This is a genomic window from Burkholderia sp. BC1 (assembly GCF_052683555.1).
In genome coordinates, this window is sequence record NZ_JBQYLP010000097.1 from 1 (window position 1) to 15475 (window position 15475).

At 65.8% G+C, this 15475-nt stretch carries 17 protein-coding genes and 1 pseudogene; 7 read left to right on the forward strand and 11 right to left on the reverse strand.

The genetic code is table 11. The features are described from left to right. The 5 genes and pseudogenes from ACSHSS_RS27795 to ACSHSS_RS27815 form a co-directional block, all read left to right on the forward strand. Positions 1 to 182 (forward strand): annotated as a pseudogene (locus ACSHSS_RS27795) (hypothetical protein); the annotation flags it as partial. 146 nt (positions 183 to 328) lie between these two features. Next, positions 329 to 1360, forward strand: a complete 1032-nt coding sequence (gene istA, locus ACSHSS_RS27800) for an IS21-like element ISRme20 family transposase (RefSeq protein WP_042976508.1) — start codon at positions 329 to 331, stop codon at positions 1358 to 1360. Beyond that, positions 1360 to 2166 carry an IS21-like element ISRme20 family helper ATPase IstB gene (gene istB, locus ACSHSS_RS27805; RefSeq protein WP_011516034.1) on the forward strand — a complete coding sequence of 269 codons (807 nt, stop codon included), beginning with the start codon at positions 1360 to 1362 and terminating at the stop codon, positions 2164 to 2166. The genes istA and istB overlap by 1 nt, the downstream gene beginning before the upstream one ends. Before the next feature lie 199 nt (positions 2167 to 2365). Then, a complete protein-coding gene (locus ACSHSS_RS27810; RefSeq protein ID WP_231886079.1) occupies positions 2366 to 3475 on the forward strand; it encodes a lipid A deacylase LpxR family protein in 1110 nt (369 codons plus the stop codon). 48 nt (positions 3476 to 3523) lie between these two features. Then, the gene (locus ACSHSS_RS27815) at positions 3524 to 3997 is read left to right on the forward strand and encodes a cytochrome c (RefSeq protein WP_029310270.1); all 474 of its coding nucleotides are present in this window, start codon (positions 3524 to 3526) and stop codon (positions 3995 to 3997) included. Between the two features lie 37 nt (positions 3998 to 4034). On the opposite strand, the gene ACSHSS_RS27820 is transcribed toward ACSHSS_RS27815, so the two are convergent. The 9 genes from ACSHSS_RS27820 to ACSHSS_RS27860 form a co-directional block, all read right to left on the reverse strand. Then, positions 4035 to 6020, reverse strand: coding sequence for a relaxase/mobilization nuclease domain-containing protein (locus ACSHSS_RS27820; protein ID WP_041240063.1), 1986 nt, complete (start codon positions 6018 to 6020; stop codon positions 4035 to 4037). 436 nt (positions 6021 to 6456) lie between these two features. Next, positions 6457 to 7044, reverse strand: coding sequence for a S26 family signal peptidase (locus tag ACSHSS_RS27825; RefSeq protein WP_011516030.1), 588 nt, complete (start codon positions 7042 to 7044; stop codon positions 6457 to 6459). Then, positions 7041 to 7574, reverse strand: coding sequence for a DUF2840 domain-containing protein (locus ACSHSS_RS27830; RefSeq protein ID WP_011516029.1), 534 nt, complete (start codon positions 7572 to 7574; stop codon positions 7041 to 7043). The genes ACSHSS_RS27825 and ACSHSS_RS27830 overlap by 4 nt, the downstream gene beginning before the upstream one ends. Continuing rightward, positions 7571 to 7843, reverse strand: a complete 273-nt coding sequence (locus ACSHSS_RS27835) for a hypothetical protein (RefSeq protein ID WP_011516028.1) — start codon at positions 7841 to 7843, stop codon at positions 7571 to 7573. Before ACSHSS_RS27835 ends, ACSHSS_RS27830 begins: the two co-directional genes overlap by 4 nt. Continuing rightward, positions 7840 to 8478, reverse strand: a complete 639-nt coding sequence (gene parA, locus ACSHSS_RS27840) for a ParA family partition ATPase (protein WP_023114174.1) — start codon at positions 8476 to 8478, stop codon at positions 7840 to 7842. The genes ACSHSS_RS27835 and parA overlap by 4 nt, the downstream gene beginning before the upstream one ends. Before the next feature lie 253 nt (positions 8479 to 8731). Next, a complete protein-coding gene (locus ACSHSS_RS27845) occupies positions 8732 to 9589 on the reverse strand; it encodes a replication initiator protein A (RefSeq protein ID WP_023103960.1) in 858 nt (285 codons plus the stop codon). A gap of 26 nt (positions 9590 to 9615) precedes the next feature. Further along, entirely contained in the window at positions 9616 to 9897 is a 282-nt protein-coding gene (locus ACSHSS_RS27850) for a helix-turn-helix transcriptional regulator (protein WP_003107109.1), read from the reverse strand. Positions 9898 to 9980: 83 nt separating this feature from the next. Further along, a complete protein-coding gene (locus ACSHSS_RS27855) occupies positions 9981 to 10742 on the reverse strand; it encodes a DUF2285 domain-containing protein (protein WP_105855485.1) in 762 nt (253 codons plus the stop codon). Between the two features lie 307 nt (positions 10743 to 11049). Further along, a complete protein-coding gene (locus ACSHSS_RS27860) occupies positions 11050 to 11400 on the reverse strand; it encodes a DUF2958 domain-containing protein (protein WP_021161698.1) in 351 nt (116 codons plus the stop codon). Between the two features lie 243 nt (positions 11401 to 11643). Between ACSHSS_RS27860 and ACSHSS_RS27865 the strand changes: the two genes are divergently transcribed. After that, a complete protein-coding gene (locus ACSHSS_RS27865; protein WP_011516021.1) occupies positions 11644 to 11949 on the forward strand; it encodes a helix-turn-helix domain-containing protein in 306 nt (101 codons plus the stop codon). Between the two features lie 64 nt (positions 11950 to 12013). Here the strand turns inward: ACSHSS_RS27865 and ACSHSS_RS27870 are convergent, their stop codons facing one another. Continuing rightward, positions 12014 to 12328, reverse strand: coding sequence for a DUF736 domain-containing protein (locus ACSHSS_RS27870; RefSeq protein WP_041240055.1), 315 nt, complete (start codon positions 12326 to 12328; stop codon positions 12014 to 12016). Between the two features lie 827 nt (positions 12329 to 13155). Here ACSHSS_RS27870 and ACSHSS_RS27875 point away from each other — a divergent pair. Next, on the forward strand, positions 13156 to 13674 hold the full coding sequence (locus ACSHSS_RS27875; protein WP_011516018.1) for a GNAT family N-acetyltransferase: 519 nt from the start codon (positions 13156 to 13158) through the stop codon (positions 13672 to 13674). A 207-nt stretch (positions 13675 to 13881) separates the two neighbouring features. Here the strand turns inward: ACSHSS_RS27875 and ACSHSS_RS27880 are convergent. Beyond that, positions 13882 to 15475 (reverse strand): chromosome partitioning protein ParB (locus tag ACSHSS_RS27880; protein WP_445545778.1); only part of this gene is annotated, 1594 nt, incomplete at its 5' end.

Here is a 15475-nt window from a genome sequence, read left to right on the forward strand (position 1 = left end):
TCGGTGATCACCTTCATCCGAAATCGCTGATCACGTTCACCGAAATACGCATTCTGCTCGACGAAGGCTATGTCTCTCCATCCGATCTCGACTTGTTCACCTGCGTAGACAAAGCAGAGGAAATCGTCAGTGCCCTCGAACGCTTTTACGTCACCAGGGCAGCAGGCGATGGGGCAACATGATTGGCATCGACGGGTATCGCTGGAGCCTGCGCGGCACCAAAGTGCAGCAGCCGATGCAGTGCTGTCAGCAGCACGTTGAAAATGACCCAGCGGCAGCACATTGGATTTGACCCACCCGGGTAGGATGGGCCCTTTTTGGAGGGCCAGTGCTTACAAGGGAGGTAATCGTGGAAATACGTGTGTTGGCCCGCCAAGGATTAGGAATCCGGGAGATCTCGCGGGAACTGGGGCTGTCGAGGAACACCGTGCGCAAATACTTACGCAGTTGTGCTGAGCAGGATCGTGCGCCGCGATCGGGGCGCACGCAGAAGCTCGATCCGTTCAAAACCTATCTGCATGACCGGGTTCGCGCAGCGCATCCGGCCTGGCTGCCGGCGACCGCGCTGCTGATCGAGATTCGCGCGATGGGTTATGACGGAGGCCTGACGCGGCTGCGGGTCTATCTGCGGTCGCTGAAGTCGATCAAGGCGCCGGAGCCACTGGTACGTTTCGAAACCGATCCGGGGCAGCAGATGCAGGTCGACTGGATCGTGTTGCGACGTGGCAAGCTGCCGCTGTCGGCATTCGTTGCGACGCTCGGTTACAGTCGGGCGAGTTACGTCGAGTTCGTGACCGACGAACGATTGCCGACGCTGCTGGGATGCCATGAGCGCGCGTTCGACTTCTTCGGTGGGGTTCCTCGCGAGGTCCTGTACGACAACGTCAAGACGGTGGTGATTGGCCGAGACGCCTATGGTCCCGGACTGCATCGCTATCAACCGGCCTTCCTCGACTTTGCGAAGCACCACGGCTTCGTGCCGCGCCTGTGCAAGCCCTACCGAGCGAAGACCAAGGGGAAGGTTGAGCGCTTCAACGGATACCTGCGCCGCAGCTTCTACAATCCGCTGGCAAGCCGGCTCGCTCAGGATCGCCTCTCGCTTGACGCGACCACGGCGAACGCCGAGGTCGTGCGCTGGCTGAGAGATGTCGCCAATGTGCGCATCCACGGCACGACTGGACAGTCGCCGCTCGAGCGTCTCCTGCTTGAGCAACCGAAGCTGCAGCAGTTGCCGGAGCCGTGGCGCGCGAACCTGCCGTCAGCTTCCGTGCCGACGATGCCACCGCCGTCGCGGTTCGATGATACGCCGCTGCAGCATCAGCTGTCAGTGTATCAAGCCCTGCTGACGGAGGCACGTTGATGGACATCCAGCACGAACGTATCCTCGAAGCCTGTCGACAACTGCGGATCGACACGATGGGCGAGCAGTACAGCATGTTGGCAGCTCGCGCGGCAGCGAACCAACTCACGTTTGCCGACTTCTTCGAGGCGCTGTTGAAATCTGCGATGGACGCGAAGCACACGCGGACCAAATCCATGTTGCTGCGCACGGCCGGCTTCCCTGTGCTGAAGACGCTGGAGGAGTTCGACTTTACGTTTGCTCACGGCGTTGCCAAGAAATCGGTGCTGGAGCTGTCGTCGATGGCCTTCGTCGAGCGCGCCGAGAACATCGTGTTGCTCGGGCCGAGCGGCCTTGGCAAAACGCATCTGGCGATCGCACTCGGTTACATCGCAACGCAGATGGGGATCAAGACGCGCTTCATCTCTGCGGCGGATCTCGTCATTGCCTTGGCCGCCGCTTCCCGGCAGGATCGATTGGCCGACTTCCTGAAGCGCAACATCATGAACCCACGGCTGTTGATCATTGATGAGGTCGGCTATCTGCCGCTCGGCCGGGACGATGCCAATCTGTTCTTCCAGGTGATCGCCAAGCGGTATGAAAAGGGTTCCGTGATCGTAACGAGCAACTTGCCGTTCGGGCAATGGGACCAGACGTTCGCCGGAGATCAGACGCTCACGGCCGCGTTGCTCGACCGCCTCCTGCATCACAGCCATGTTCTACAGATCAAAGGCGAAAGCTACCGACTGAAGGACAAGCGAAAAGCCGGCGTGATCCGATCCCGTGCATCCGAAAGTGCTGAACAGCAACTGGAGATGCACGCGTAAGTGATGATCAGCAACATCGTTTGACCCTGGGTCAGGCGAAACCGATGGCCAGCAACTGACGCTGACCCAGGGTCACGCAACATGCTGGGCATCAACTTGGTGACCCAGGTGGGTCAAATCTAATGTGCTGCACAACGGCCCAAGTGGGTCACTTCTAAGTTGCTGTTGACAGTGCGTCACCTTGTTGATTGCGGGTGCATTGTTCAGCCCGATCTCTACTTTCGGTTCCGAAGTCTCGCTCTCTACAAATCCTTCCTCCTGCTCGCCAGAGCAATCCCTGCGCTGGCGGGGCGGCACCCTGCGTCTGGAGAACGATTTGTTCACCGGCTCCGATCGCAACTACACCAACGGTGTCGCGCTAACAGCAGTCTCACGCGATCTGCAAGGCGGGCTCCGTCCGGAGTGCCTGCCCCAGCCGATTGGTTTGTACGCCCGCTTCATCGGCTGGGCTGATCCAGGCTTCTGGCACGAAGCCGGCGCCCACTCGTCGTCGCAAAACCTCGTTGTGCGCTTTGGCCAAGCCATGTACACGCCCGAGAACAAGACGCGCACCGATGTGATTCCAGATGACCGACCGTACGCTGGTTTGCTCTACCTGGGTTTGGCGTGGAATCGCCGCATCCACCCACAAGCTGCCAGCTACGAAATGCTTGACGTGCGTGAGTTGACCCTGGGCGTGATCGGCCCCTGGTCGCTGGCCGAGCAATCTCAGGATCTGGTGCATCGCGCACGCGGCATTGAGCGCTTTCGCGGCTGGAACAACCAGTTGCGCAACGAGCCGGCATTTCAGATGGCCATGGAGCGCAAGTTCAAGCCGTACACGGAGGGTGCCGTCCGTCCTGGATGGGGCAGCGACGTGATCGGCAGCTATGCCTTGCGGGTCGGAAACATCGAAACCGCCGCCAGTACCGGCGTGGAGTTTCGCGCGGGCTGGAACATACCGAACGACTTCGGCAGCTATCCGATCCGCCCTGGCGCGGAGAACCGCCCGCCCTCTGGTGTTGCCGATCTGCGCACGACAACGCCGCAATCGGTCCTGGCGCCCAAACCTGGGGCACATGTCTTCCTGAGCCTGGAGGGTAAAGCCGTCGCCTGGGACTTCTCACTCGACGGAAACATGTTCCGGCATAGCCATCATGTCAGCCGGCGGCCTTGGGTCGCGCAAGCAGCTCTCGGCATCAGTAGCCAATGGATCGTTGCTGGACGTGGCGTGCGGCTCGCCGTGATGCGCGTTTGGAGAACCCGCGAGTTCGACCAGCAGGCGGGCCATCACGCATTCGGATCGATCGCGCTGAGTCTGGAATTTTGAGGACACCTGCAACCATTCGTTAGACCCAAAGCATTCGTCACAACATCAATGGAGAAATTCGTGAACCAGCCCCTGAAACCCAGATCGTTCTTCACCGTCTCGCTGTCCGTGCTCTTGGCAACCTTCGCCACGGCACTCGGTGCGCAGTCCGTAGAGGCGGCAAAGCCAATGGCGCTTCGTACCATAATGGAAAGACTCGGTCGCGACATGCAAGCCGTCACGGGCGCGATCTCCAAAGAAGACTGGCCACTGGTCGCCGAGCTAGCACCACGAATCGCCAAGCATGCCGAGCCGCCCATGTCGGAAAAGATGCGCATCCTTGCCTGGCTTGGGGCAGACGCTGGAAAGTTTCGGGGTCTTGATGGACAGGTCCATGACGCCGCGACCGCCATGGGCGAGGCTGCACAGCGGAATGACGGCCAAGCAGTCATCGCGGCTTTCTCCAAAACCCAGCAAAGCTGCCTAGCCTGCCACCAGAGTTACCGTCGCTCGTTCGTGGAAAAGTTCTATGGAAGCCGCTAGCAAGGGATGGCTACACCTGTTGACGGAAGACTAACTTCTATCCAATCGATATACCTCGACGAATTCCGAGTTCCCAGGAAGCCGATCCTTTGTGAATGGTCGCAGCGAGTTGCTGTCCCAACCGCTGCTCGATCACCGGCTTCCACGGCACCAGGCTGAACCCCATGCCGTCATCGAGCATCGCGTAGCGCCCGCTAGCGAGCATGACGGAACGCCTGTAGATGCCAGCCACGCGTTGGCCGTCGGACACGGGCCGGTGCTCCAAGCCGGTTTCGGCCGCAATGTCCTTGGCGGCCTGCGCCAATTCCCGATTGCGCAGCGTGCCCAACAGGTTCCGGGCCAGGATTACGCGCTGCCCACGGCGCTCGGCCAGCCCCTGTTCGGCCAGGAAGTCGGCGCGCTGCTGCATCGCTTGTTTGGCCTCGCTGCCAAAGCCCAGGTTGCCAAGGCCCGAGCCGCCGCCGATCAGTTGGTGGTCGAGCCAGGTGGCCCCCATCACGCGGGCCTGCCGCTCGATAGGCAGGTGCGATTTCAGTTCCACCGCCACGCCGCCCAGGCGCTGCGCGTCGTAGCGGCGGCCCTGCTCGGGCAGGTCGCCCGGCACCTTCCACAAACCTTCGGCCACGCGCTCCACGATGCCGGCCCGGCGCAGGGCTTCCAGCCGGCGGACGTGGGCCGCGACGATTTCCTGCGGATCGCGCCCATGCGTGGCCCGGCCTTGCTCAATCGCCAGGTGATGATCGGTGCGATACAGGCCATCGCTCGCCAGTGCAGCGATGTTCTTGTCGGCCGCGCGCACGTCGGCCGAACCCTTGACCTCCACCACGGCGCCGGTCGGATAGTTCGCCAGCTCGTCGCGGGCGTTGAGCGCGACGTAGTGGGCCTTGCCGTCCACGCCGTCGATGACCAGGTAGCCCCGGTCGCGCAGCTCGTCGGCCAGCCCCTTCGCGGCCACGCGGCCGAGAATGGTGCGGTCGTCGTCGCCCGGCTCGAACACCGCCAGCTCGCGCGGCTGGCCGCGCATGGCTCGCTGCATGGTGCGGATGATGTCGCCACGCTCGCCCAGGGCGCGCAGGGTCTTCTCCGCGTCGGCATGGACGACCCAGGTGCCCGGCCGCAGCTCGTCGGCCAGGCCCAGGCGCTGCAAGCGTTGCAGGCGGCCGATCAGCGGCAGGCGCTGGCGTTGCAGCATCGGTTCGTTGAAGCGTTCGGTCTGCACCCGGCCGTCCTCGCCGGCCTCGCGTTGGAGGGTGCGGTCGAGGCTCGTCCACCGCTCCTGTTCCACCTCGCGCTGCAAGGTCTGCTTGATCTCCAGCTCGGTGCGCGGCCCCAGCCATTCGGTTGCCAGTTCGGCGGCGCGATGGCGGAAACCATCGGTGATGTAGTCGCCCGCGATGATGAGGTCTTTGCCGGTGTCGTCGCGCCCGCGCACGACGATGTGCGTGTGCGGGTTGTCGGTGTTCCAGTGGTTCACGGCCACCCAATCGAGGCCCGTGCCCAAGTCGGCCTCCATGCGGCCCATGAGATGCCGCGTGTAGGTGCGCAGGTCTTCGAGTTCCGCGCCATCCTCGGGCGAGAGGATGAAGCGGAAGTGGTGCCGGTCATCCGCGCAGCGTTCCTTGAAGCCGTCGAGGTCGGCAGCATCGGTCTGCGGCCCGTAGGCTTGGCCCGGCTCGCCATCGCGGCCCACGCCATCGCGCTCGATGTAGCGCAGGTGCTTGGCGAGCGACTGCGGACTGGCCTGGCGCTGGTTGACCAGCAGCGTCTTGATGGTCACGCGCCGCGACATGGGCGTGAGCTTCGCCCCCGCGAAGCGCGCCGCCGTGTGGCCGCGACCCAGGCGCGAGCCGGGCCGCTGGACGGTGCCCCTCCCGGTGCCGCCAGTCGTCCCAGGACGGCGCACCGAGGACTTGCCGCCGCTGGCCTTGCCCGCCTGCTTGAGCACCTTGGAGACGAAGCCCTGGCCTCGGTTCTTCGGGGCGCTGGGGCGGATGCGGAAATCATCATCGCGGCGGTCGGTCATGGTTATGCCCTCTGCAACCTCTGGCGTGTCCGGTCGTGCAAAGCACGCGGACATGCCTGCATTGGCGCGGGCCTCGCGCCACAAGCGGCACGGCGGCGAAGCCGCTGCGTGCTGCGCCACCCCCACGTGCAGACTGGCTTTCGACGCGGCCCGGTGCCGCGTCCTTTTGTCTTGCCTTCCGCCTTTGCCCCTCGCTGGCGCTCCGGGCAGCGGCGGCCCGGCGGCGCTGCTGCGTGAGCAGCCAGCGCGCCGGCGAACGCGGCGACGGCCATAGGCCGGGCGCGTTCGAGGCAAGACGCCTGCACATGGGAAGGCTGCGCGAAGTGCAGCGCGGATGCGCTGGCACTGCACGCGCGACGACACGCGGAGAGCCACTGGAGCGGCACGCCCGATGGCACGATGAGATGCACGGCAACGTGCAGCGAATCAGCCGCCATCATGGGCGTGACTCCAGCCAGACCGGATGCGCGACGCCGATCACGGCGGATGTGCTGACCGGCCCGAAATACCGGCTGTCGAACGACGCCTGGTTGGTCACACTCAAGAGGAACAGTTCGCCGGGTTCGAGGCGACGGCATTGCTGCCAGGATGGCAGCGGCCGGCCCCAGCGGTCAGCAGGCAGCACGGCGGCCGAAAGCACGCCGTCAATGCGGACAACGCGGCCAGTGATGCACACCTCCTGCGGCGCGACGGCGCCCACGCGCTTGAGCAGCGGCACGCGCGTCGGCAGGTAGCCGCGCTGCGCGGCCAGCACGGCGGCGTCTGGCGGCAGCGTGGTCAGGACGATGCTGCCCACGGACAAAGGACGTGGCAGCGAGGCGGTGCCGTGGTGCAGCGGATCGACGCGATACCAGCCGACCGCCACGCTGTCGGATGGGTTGTAGATCAGGCGCGGCAGCGGATGCACGAAGGACGCCCAGGCCAGCGCAGCGAGGCCGCAGGCGGACAGGCCCGCCAGCACGAGGCGAGCGCGCAAGCGCGAGCGAGGACGCGGCGCGGTGCTGGCAGTCGAAACGGCGGTCATGGTAGTTCCCTCCCGATGAGCCAGGCGGCGTGCCGCTCGGCGGTGTATTCGGGCAGCGGTAAGCGCGCAGCGAGACGGTTGGCGAGCGTGCGCCAGTACGCGGGCGAGACAGCGGCGGGTGCGATACCCAGCGCTTCGATGGCGTCGATGCGCTCCAGCACGGCGCGCACTTGGTTCTCGCCCTCGGCGTGCAGCAGCAGGCGCGCGCCCGGCTGCACGCCGGGGATGCGCTGTGCCGCATCTAGTGGCGTGCAAGCCTGCATCACCATGAGCTGCCAGCGAACAGTGCCGTAGTCGTTGGCCTGCCACCGGATGCGGCACAACATGGCGCCCGGCAGGAACACGGCGCAGCGCCGCCAGCGGTCGAGCTGGTGCGTGCGCGCAGGTTCGCCGAAGCGCAGGTAGAGCTTGAAGCGCGGTTCGATGTAGGCCAGCGCCACGCGCGTCAGCGGCGCGCTGGCAAGCTGGCCGGAAGGTGCTGCGAGCGCAGCCGTGGCCGCGCCAGAGGCAGGCGAAGCGGATGCGGTCATGGGGTGTTCTCCCTGCGGTGCTCTGGAAACTCCCGTTCCAGCAGGCCGCGCAGCAGGTCGGCCACGGTCACGCCCTGCGTGAAGGCCGATACCTTGATGCGCGCCCGCATCGCGGGCGTGATGTCGAGGGTCAGACGGGCGGTGTAGAGGTCGCCCTTGTTAAGCGCATCGGCATCGCCCTGGCGAATCCACGCCTCGGCGTGCGGATTAGCCGGTGGACGCGCGCCGATGCCGACGCGCTTTGCGCGAGGTGGCGGCTTCGCTGTCATGTCGGCCACCGCAGCAGTTCGTCCACCAGCGCAGTGATTTCGCGCGCGGCGGCGCTGTCCGGCGCCGTCTCGCGTGCAAGCCGGCCAGCGGCCACGCTGTCGGCGAACACGATGCGCTGATGCACTTCCGCGCGCAGCGCAGGAAGCGGCTGGTCGGCCAGCGCCTGGCGCGCTTCGCGCCCGATCACGGTGGTACTGACGCGCCGGTTGATGACGAAGGCCGCGCGCAGCGCAGGCCGAAATACCTGCGCCTCGCGGATCAGCGCCACCATCTCAGCGCTGGCCCACAAGTCGTAGGGGCTGGGCTGCACCGGGATCAGCACGCGCTCGGCCGCCAGCAGCGCGGAGCGCGCCAAGGCGGCGATGCGCGGCGGGCCGTCGATGACGACGTGATCGGCCCGCCTGGCGAGTTCCGGCGCCTCTTGGTGCAGCGTTTCGCGTGCGAGGCCCACGGCGCTGAACAGCCGTGGCAAGCCTTGCTGGCTTCTGCGCTGCGTCCAGTCCAGCGATGAGCCCTGCGGGTCAGCGTCCAGCAGGACGACGTGCTGGCCGCGCATCGCCAACTCGCCGGCGATGTGCGTGGCGAGCGTGGTCTTGCCGACGCCGCCTTTCTGGTTGAGCAGTGCGACGATCATGGCCTGGCCCTCCATGCTGGAAAGCCGGGCTTTTGCTGCTGCGTTTGTGGCCGCGGGGTGGTTGTCCACCGCAGCGGCGTTTCCCTACTAAAAGTTAGAGAAACTAAGTTAGGGAAGTTAGAGGACGCGCAAACCCAGTGCTGGCGCGGGTTTGCGGCCGATCGGCACGCCTGATAGCACGATAGTCCCACGCCTGATAGCACGATACCCCGCACGCCTGATAGCACGACACCATTCACAGGCTTTCCCGGAGTTATCCCCGTGCCGTCTGCGGCACGGGCCGGAACGTCAGCAGTTCCATGCCGTTGTCGGGCATCCGCTCGATGCCCAGGACGTAACCGGGCAGCGACTGCCGCGCGACGAGCGCGCGCAGATCGCAGGCGAAGTCGTAGGGCTTCGCGGTGCTGCCGGACTTCTGGTGCAGATAGCGAAAGTCGAACTGCCAGCCGTATGCCTGCTTGCCGCCGTGCTTGCGCACCAGGCGGTACAGCCACCGCTCGATGCCGCCGGTGAGCCGGAAATACGCCGGGTCGATGGTCAGCACCAGCGCGGCGTCGAGCACGCCGGCAAAGAACCAGTCCGGCAGGATCAGCTCGATGCCCAGCGGCGTGCCGCTGGCATCGGCCAGTTCCTTCCATTCGTTGATCCACGAAAAGCGGTGCAGGCGCCGGCCTGTTGTCTCGCGGATGGACGTGGCCACCGTGGTCGATTGCAGGCGATCCAGCGCGGCCTTGAGGCGCTGGTAGTCTCGCAGCGACTTGCCGCGCCCGATGAAGCGCAGGATCTCGTAGGGCGTCGCGCGCATCAGCCGCGACGGGCGCAGGCCCGCGTCCTTCGCTTCCACGATCTGCGAGGCCGCCCATATCAGCACGTCCGCATCCCAAATCGTGGCGATGCCGTGCTCCTGCGTGCCCTCTACGCGGATCGTCACGTTGCCCGCGCGGAAGTCGATGGGTTTGACCCGCTTGGACTTGCCGAGCGAGAAGAACGGATAGGCCATCAAGTCCTGGCTGTCGCGCGGCGCCATGTCGCCGGGCAAGGCGCGGAACAGGTCGAGCTGTTCGCGCTCCTGCAACGACCGCTGCCGGAACGGCAGCGCGGAGCTGGACATGGTGATGGCCTGCCGCGCGCCGCCGATCAGCGCGCACGGCTGTCGGCCGAGTGGTGCTCGGCGTACTCGGGATCGGAAGTCGTCTCGAAGCTGCGATCGGCGGCCCAGGCATCGAGGTCGGCCACGGCGTACATGACGCGCCGGCCGAACTTGCGAAAGCGCGGACCACCACCGATCACGCGCTGCTTTTCCAGCGTGCGCGGCGACAGCCGCAGGTACTCGGCGGCTTCGTCGTTGGTGAGATAGCGTTGGGGCTGCGCGGCAGCGGTCGAGACAGTGGCGGCAGGCCGCAAAGGAGCGGGACGCATGGTGTGAACCTCCATAGCTTTCAAAGCTCCGGCCACACAGCGCAACCGGATGGAGGCAGTCTCAGAAAACCAAGCTGTCCTGCTCAGGGCCGTTTTGCGTCGTCCTCAAAACGACCCTTCTCAAGCGGCGGAAGCTGTGCTAGGCGGCGATAGCCGCCGCGCATCAGCGCATCGCCGCGCCGTACCAAGCGGCGTACCTTGGAGCGCAGGCCGCCGTCGCTGTACCAATCGGCTGCGGCATCGCCGCCGAACAAGCCTTCGGCCACCTCGCGCAAGGACGCACCCGCTAGGGTTGCGTCGAGCGCCTGCAAGGTGTGTAGCTCAAGCAGCGCGGCGGGTGCCGGCCTGGGCTTCGCAGAAGCCAGGGCCGCGCCGAGCGCATGGTTGCGCGCAGGTGCGGCGGCGCTGCCGCGGTGGGCATAGGCGACAGCCATGCCGTCTTCCAGGCCGGGCGCGAGCGCGAAGCGCAGGCAATGGCCTGGGCTGCGTGCGATCAGCGCCAGCCCTTTGCCGTCGTGGAGCAGGTGCTTGTGGCCAGGGATACGCCAGAACGCGAAGGCGGTGGCGTCCTCCGGCGGATCGGCGTCGGGGTAGAGCTGCACCACGGCCGCATGACCAGGCAGCCAAGCGGGATGCGCGTCACGCGCATCCAAGGCCGGGTCTTCCAGCAGGCGCAAGCCCCAGCGATGCGCTGCTTCAGGCCGGCGATGACGGCGCAGCCAGTCGAGCCGGTAGTCGGGATGCCTGCGCAGATATTCCCAAGCGAGCGAGAGCGCATCCAGCCACAAAACATAGAGGTATGCCGCAGTTGGATACCAATGCGCGAAGTGATGAAGATTGACCATGACGCCTCCTCCTGCGAACAGGACTCGCCGCCACGGAAGAACTACGCGCTACATCGCCCTCGTCGGAACGTCATGGGTTAGAAAGGTGGATGGGGCTGTCAAGACTGATTGGCTCCGATGCGTTGCGGTATTCGTCTCAATGCTGCGGCGGCAGCGCCCGAAAGGGGGCACTGCACAAGTCAGCCTGCCGCAGCCCGCGCCAGGCATCCTGTCTATTTGGGTCAGACTGGTGGGGCTACGCCGCAAGAATGTGGATTGAGACTTACCCGGTATGACACCAGACTGAAAAAGTCACAGTAGGACGTATTCAGTCCGGGATCGCTCCGTCGCGCTCGGCCAGCCGGGTGTATTCCGACAACGTGCGTGTGGGACGGAAGTAGAGGTCGCGCATCACGGGCTGCTGGTGCGGCCCGACGATGCCGGCCAGATCGGACAGCTTGACGGTGCCCTGGGCCGGCATCCCGATCCCCAAGTCGATGAGGCCCCAGGCGGTGTCGCCATCGGCTGGGTCGAGCGCAGCCAGCAGCCAGGTCACGTGCGCGTCCGGCGTGAACAGCCGCACCACGGGCACCGGGTCGATGGCTCGGCCAGCGGCACGGGCCTCGCCGTTGGCGAGCAGTTGCGCGCGCTCCGGGGCGGTGGCGAGTGGCAGGGGCATGGTCGGCAATCCCACAAATCCAATGATGCACGAATGCGGTTGCACGCCAAAGCGCAGAGCCGCGAAACCGGATTTGCGCCTTGGTGCGCAAGCACCGATGCGCTTGCGTGGCTTTGCCGGAATCCGCCGATGCAGATTTCCGTAAAGACACAAACACTGATAACAACGCCAAATGAACACTATAGATTGTAGTCCTATAGGGCGCAATGGGATGTCATCTTGGTTTTTCAAGGGAAACCATAGGTGGCGGCTGGGAACTCATTGGCGAAGGCGTTGAAGACAGTTAGAAAGGCGCGTGGCTTGAGTCAGGAAGCCTTCTCTGACGTGTCCAGTCGCACCTATATGAGCACCCTCGAACGCGACCTCAAAAGCCCGACCCTGCATAAGCTGGCCGAGCTGTGCGAGGTGATGGACATCCACCCGCTCACGCTGCTGACGCTGGCCTATGCGGGCGACAGCCCGCACAAGGCCGACGAGCTGCTGGTGCAGGTGCGCCGGGAGCTGGAGGCGGTGTTGAAGGAACGCGACGCGGCGAAGCCGCGCGCGTGACGTGGTGATGTGCTGCGAACAAGCAGCACAGCGCCCCGCCGCGATGGGCGGGGCGCTGCGGCGGTCACGCCGCCTGGGGCTTGGTGCGCGACCAGATCAGGTCGTGCGTGCCGTCCTCGCCTTCGATCAGGCGGGCATAGATCGGAGCCGGGAACGAAGGATCGTCGAGGGTCACGGACTTGTATTCCCGCCCGGCCTCGCTGGTCTTGTTCCACGCCGCGCCGATGTCGTGGCCTGCGGCCTGGAGACGGAAGTCGGGGGCGTTCTCGCTGCTGCCCTTGTCGTTGGGAAGCAGCTTGACCTTGACGTTGAGCGTCAGGGTGCGAAGCGTGCCGGTGAAGCCGTCTTTGTCTGCGGTGAAGGTGCCGATGTTGGCCATGATGTTTGCTCCTTTCGGTTGAACAAGGTTCGCGCCCATCGCGTCCTTGTTGTGATCCGGCCGGCGGGGGACGGGCTGGCTGCACCGCTTGCGGTCGAAACGCAGTGGAGAGCCGGGAGGCGAAAAGAATTTGCTGCGCGAGGAAGCCGCCGAACGCAGTGACGAAGGCGGGGAAATTGTTTTCGCCGGACGGTTGCAGCCATGAAGCCCGAGGCGCAGCCGCGCCACCGCCAGGATTCACAACGAGACAAGGACGCCTTGGGCCGGACCGCTCCGAAAGGAGATGGGGCCGGCTCGGCATCCCCGCACGAAGGCTTCTCCGGCTCGCCCACTGACGCGGGCCAGGTCAACCACCCGACGACAGGCGAGAACGCCCCCGCCGCACCTTGCGGCGCCGCTCTTGAGGCGTGGCGTGGAAGCTCCATAGCGATGCCGGGCGGGTTGTCCGTGAACCGTCCTTCGTGACGTGATGGGCAGGAACCGCCAGCGTTGAGGACGGCACGCACCTGCACAACCTGCCGCAGCGAGCGCCAGCGTGTTCGCCAGCGCCCCGCCCATCGCGGCGGGGCGCTGGCCGGGCCGATCCGGCGCAGCCGGTTCGGCGTCATCGAGGGGCGCCAAGCATCGCGCGGCGGGGATAGCCCGCAGGACTTTCCCCTGGAGGCAAGCGAAGCACGCAGCGCCGCAGGCGCGAAGGCGTGAGGGATTGAAGCCGAATGGCCGTGACGGCAAAGGCGGCACGGGGCGCAGCCCGAAAGCCCGGCGGCGCAGTGCGCCGACACGCCCAGGCCGTTCTATATTTTCAGGAAGCAATCGAAGACAAGCCCATGACCCTCCAGCTCCGACACGAAACCCCGGACGACATTGCCGCCATCGAGGCCGTGACCATCGCCGCGTTCGCTGATGCACCACACACCAGCCACACCGAGCAATTCATCGTGCGCGCCTTGCGTGCCGCCAACGAACTGACGCTTTCCATCGTGGCCGAAGAACATGGGCGCGTCGTCGGTCACGTCGCGCTGTCGCCAGTAACAATCACCCATGAGCACGGGCGAAAGACCGAGGGCTGGTATAGGTTGGGGCCGATCTCCGTCCTGCCGCCAAGGCAGGGGCAAGGCATCGGTTCGCGCCTGATGGAACAGGCGCTGTCTGAACTGCGGGCTATGCAGGCCGCAGGCTGCGTGCTGCTGGGCGATCCAACGTACTACACGCGCTTTGGCTTCCAGGCCCATGCGGGCTTGCAACTGCCGGGCGTGCCGCCCGGCTATTTCATGGCGCTGGCCCTGCATGGGACAGTGCCGGAAGGCATCGCGCACTACAGCGATGCCTTCAACGCCGCCGCCTGAGCCAGCGCGAAGGCGGCGGCGTTCTGATTCGGCTATTGGCCTTGAACACCGGGCGCGGCCACTGTCGCACCCGGATTTCGCGTCCACCGCGCCCAGGGCGGAACGGCCTGGGCGCGGTGCTGATCGCGGTTATTCCTTCGTCTCGATGCGCCACCACACAAAGCGAAGCGCCCCGGTCGAGGCCGGGGCGCTTGCCTTCGGCGCGGGTCAAGCGGCCAGTGCCTCGGTGGGTTCATCCGCCATTGCCTCGGTATCCTCCGAGGCGTCCTGCTCCGGGCCTTCTTCCTGCGCGGTCTCCTGCGGGCCTTCGGCCTTGAAGATGGCGGGCATCCAGCCGGTGCCATCGGCCAGCCGCTCGGCCTCGCTGGCAATGTCGGCCTTCTTGAGCTTCGCCAGCCGGGTGATGGATTCCGGTGCAAACGCGCTCACGGCATCCAGAAGCACAGCCTTGGAAACGTGCTTGAAGTAGCCTTCTGCGGTCGGCTTCCACCATGCGGCCATGTCGAGGCCCACGGCCTGCGCCAGTTCCTTGCCGGGCTGGTGCGGCGTGGCACGGGGCGTCACCACGTCCACCGTGGAAGCCACGCACACGGCCAGCAGCCGCACCAGTTCGTCTTGCGACTTCGCCAGCAGCGCGGCAAACAGTTCGGCGCTGTCCTCCGGCAAGGCTTCCCCGGCTACCTGTTGCAGTTCGCGCAGCGCCACGGCGGCGGGCGATTCTGGCCAGTCCGGGGCCATGCCTTCCAGCCGGTCTTGCAGTTTCAGGCTCACGCCCAGCGGCAAATCGTGCCCGTAGTGGTTTTCCTGCAAGACGGTCTGCACCATGCCATGCACCAGCGCGGCCAGCGCGACGTGCGGATGCCGGGCGACTTCGATTTGCAGCGCCGCCGTGCGGTGGGCGCTCAACCGCTGCGCCAGCCGGTCGGACAGGCTCGCGGCCTTGGGCGCGTCGTCGGCGTCCTCGTGCTCGTCGTTAGCGGCTTCGCCTTCGGTACTGCCGAAACCGCGCCGCAGCTTTTCCAGCGTGCGCAGCGCCTTCGCCTCGGCTTCGCGCAGCAGGCCGCGATGAATGACGGGCTCGCCGTTGCGGTCGATGGTGACGATGGCACCGGCCACCTCGCGCACCTCGGGGGCATAGCCTTGTAAGGCGTCCTCCGCGTCTTGCAGTTCCCCGATCACCTGATCGCGCCGCTGTTCCAGTTTCTCGGCCTTGGCCTCGTCCTCGGCGTCGCAAGCGTCCTCCAGTTCGGCGTCGATCTTTTCGAGGCGGGTTTCCAGCGAGGCCATGCGGCGGGCCTCGCGGGTGGTCGGCTCGCGGCGATGGCGCGGGGCGTTCTGGAAAGCCTGCCGTTCCTCGTAGGCCAGATGCGGCACGGCCTCCACCCATGCCCAGCCCTCGGCGCGCACGTCCTCGGCCAGCGTTTCCAGCTTGTCGCGCACCAGCGTTTCCAGCACTGCGGTATCGGTGAGGTAGGTTCCGGCATCGCCTTCTGCGAACAGGTCGCGGCGGATGCCGCCGCCTGCCTGCCGATAGGTGTCCAGCCCGACGAAGCGCACCAGCGCGTGCGTGGCGTCGATTTCACGCTCGGTCAGGCGCTCGCGCAGCGCGGACGGGCTGCGCTGCCATTCCGGCGCACCGTAGAACGCGGCCTCCTGCGCGGCATGGTCGTCGGTGATGGTCAAGGCCATCAACTGTTCCAGCGTCACGCCACCGGCGCGATAGTCGGCCATGAGGCGCGGCGAGACGTTCGCCAGCTTCAAGCGGCGCTGCACCACCAGCGGGGACACGCCGAAGTCGGCG

Bases quoted from the DNA above. Each gene is read 5' to 3' on its own strand.
- ACSHSS_RS27875 (WP_011516018.1), top strand. From the start codon at position 13,156: ATGACCCTCCAGCTCCGACACGAAACCCCGGACGACATTGCCGCCATC.
- ACSHSS_RS27825 (WP_011516030.1), bottom strand. From the start codon at position 7,044: ATGACCGCCGTTTCGACTGCCAGCACCGCGCCGCGTCCTCGCTCGCGC.
- istB (WP_011516034.1), top strand. From the start codon at position 1,360: ATGGACATCCAGCACGAACGTATCCTCGAAGCCTGTCGACAACTGCGG.
- parA (WP_023114174.1), bottom strand. From the start codon at position 8,478: ATGATCGTCGCACTGCTCAACCAGAAAGGCGGCGTCGGCAAGACCACG.
- ACSHSS_RS27850 (WP_003107109.1), bottom strand. From the start codon at position 9,897: ATGCGTCCCGCTCCTTTGCGGCCTGCCGCCACTGTCTCGACCGCTGCC.
- ACSHSS_RS27820 (WP_041240063.1), bottom strand. From the start codon at position 6,020: ATGACCGACCGCCGCGATGATGATTTCCGCATCCGCCCCAGCGCCCCG.
- ACSHSS_RS27855 (WP_105855485.1), bottom strand. From the start codon at position 10,742: ATGGTCAATCTTCATCACTTCGCGCATTGGTATCCAACTGCGGCATAC.
- ACSHSS_RS27860 (WP_021161698.1), bottom strand. From the start codon at position 11,400: ATGCCCCTGCCACTCGCCACCGCCCCGGAGCGCGCGCAACTGCTCGCC.
- ACSHSS_RS27835 (WP_011516028.1), bottom strand. From the start codon at position 7,843: ATGACAGCGAAGCCGCCACCTCGCGCAAAGCGCGTCGGCATCGGCGCG.
- ACSHSS_RS27815 (WP_029310270.1), top strand. From the start codon at position 3,524: ATGGAGAAATTCGTGAACCAGCCCCTGAAACCCAGATCGTTCTTCACC.
- ACSHSS_RS27845 (WP_023103960.1), bottom strand. From the start codon at position 9,589: ATGTCCAGCTCCGCGCTGCCGTTCCGGCAGCGGTCGTTGCAGGAGCGC.
- ACSHSS_RS27830 (WP_011516029.1), bottom strand. From the start codon at position 7,574: ATGACCGCATCCGCTTCGCCTGCCTCTGGCGCGGCCACGGCTGCGCTC.
- ACSHSS_RS27870 (WP_041240055.1), bottom strand. From the start codon at position 12,328: ATGGCCAACATCGGCACCTTCACCGCAGACAAAGACGGCTTCACCGGC.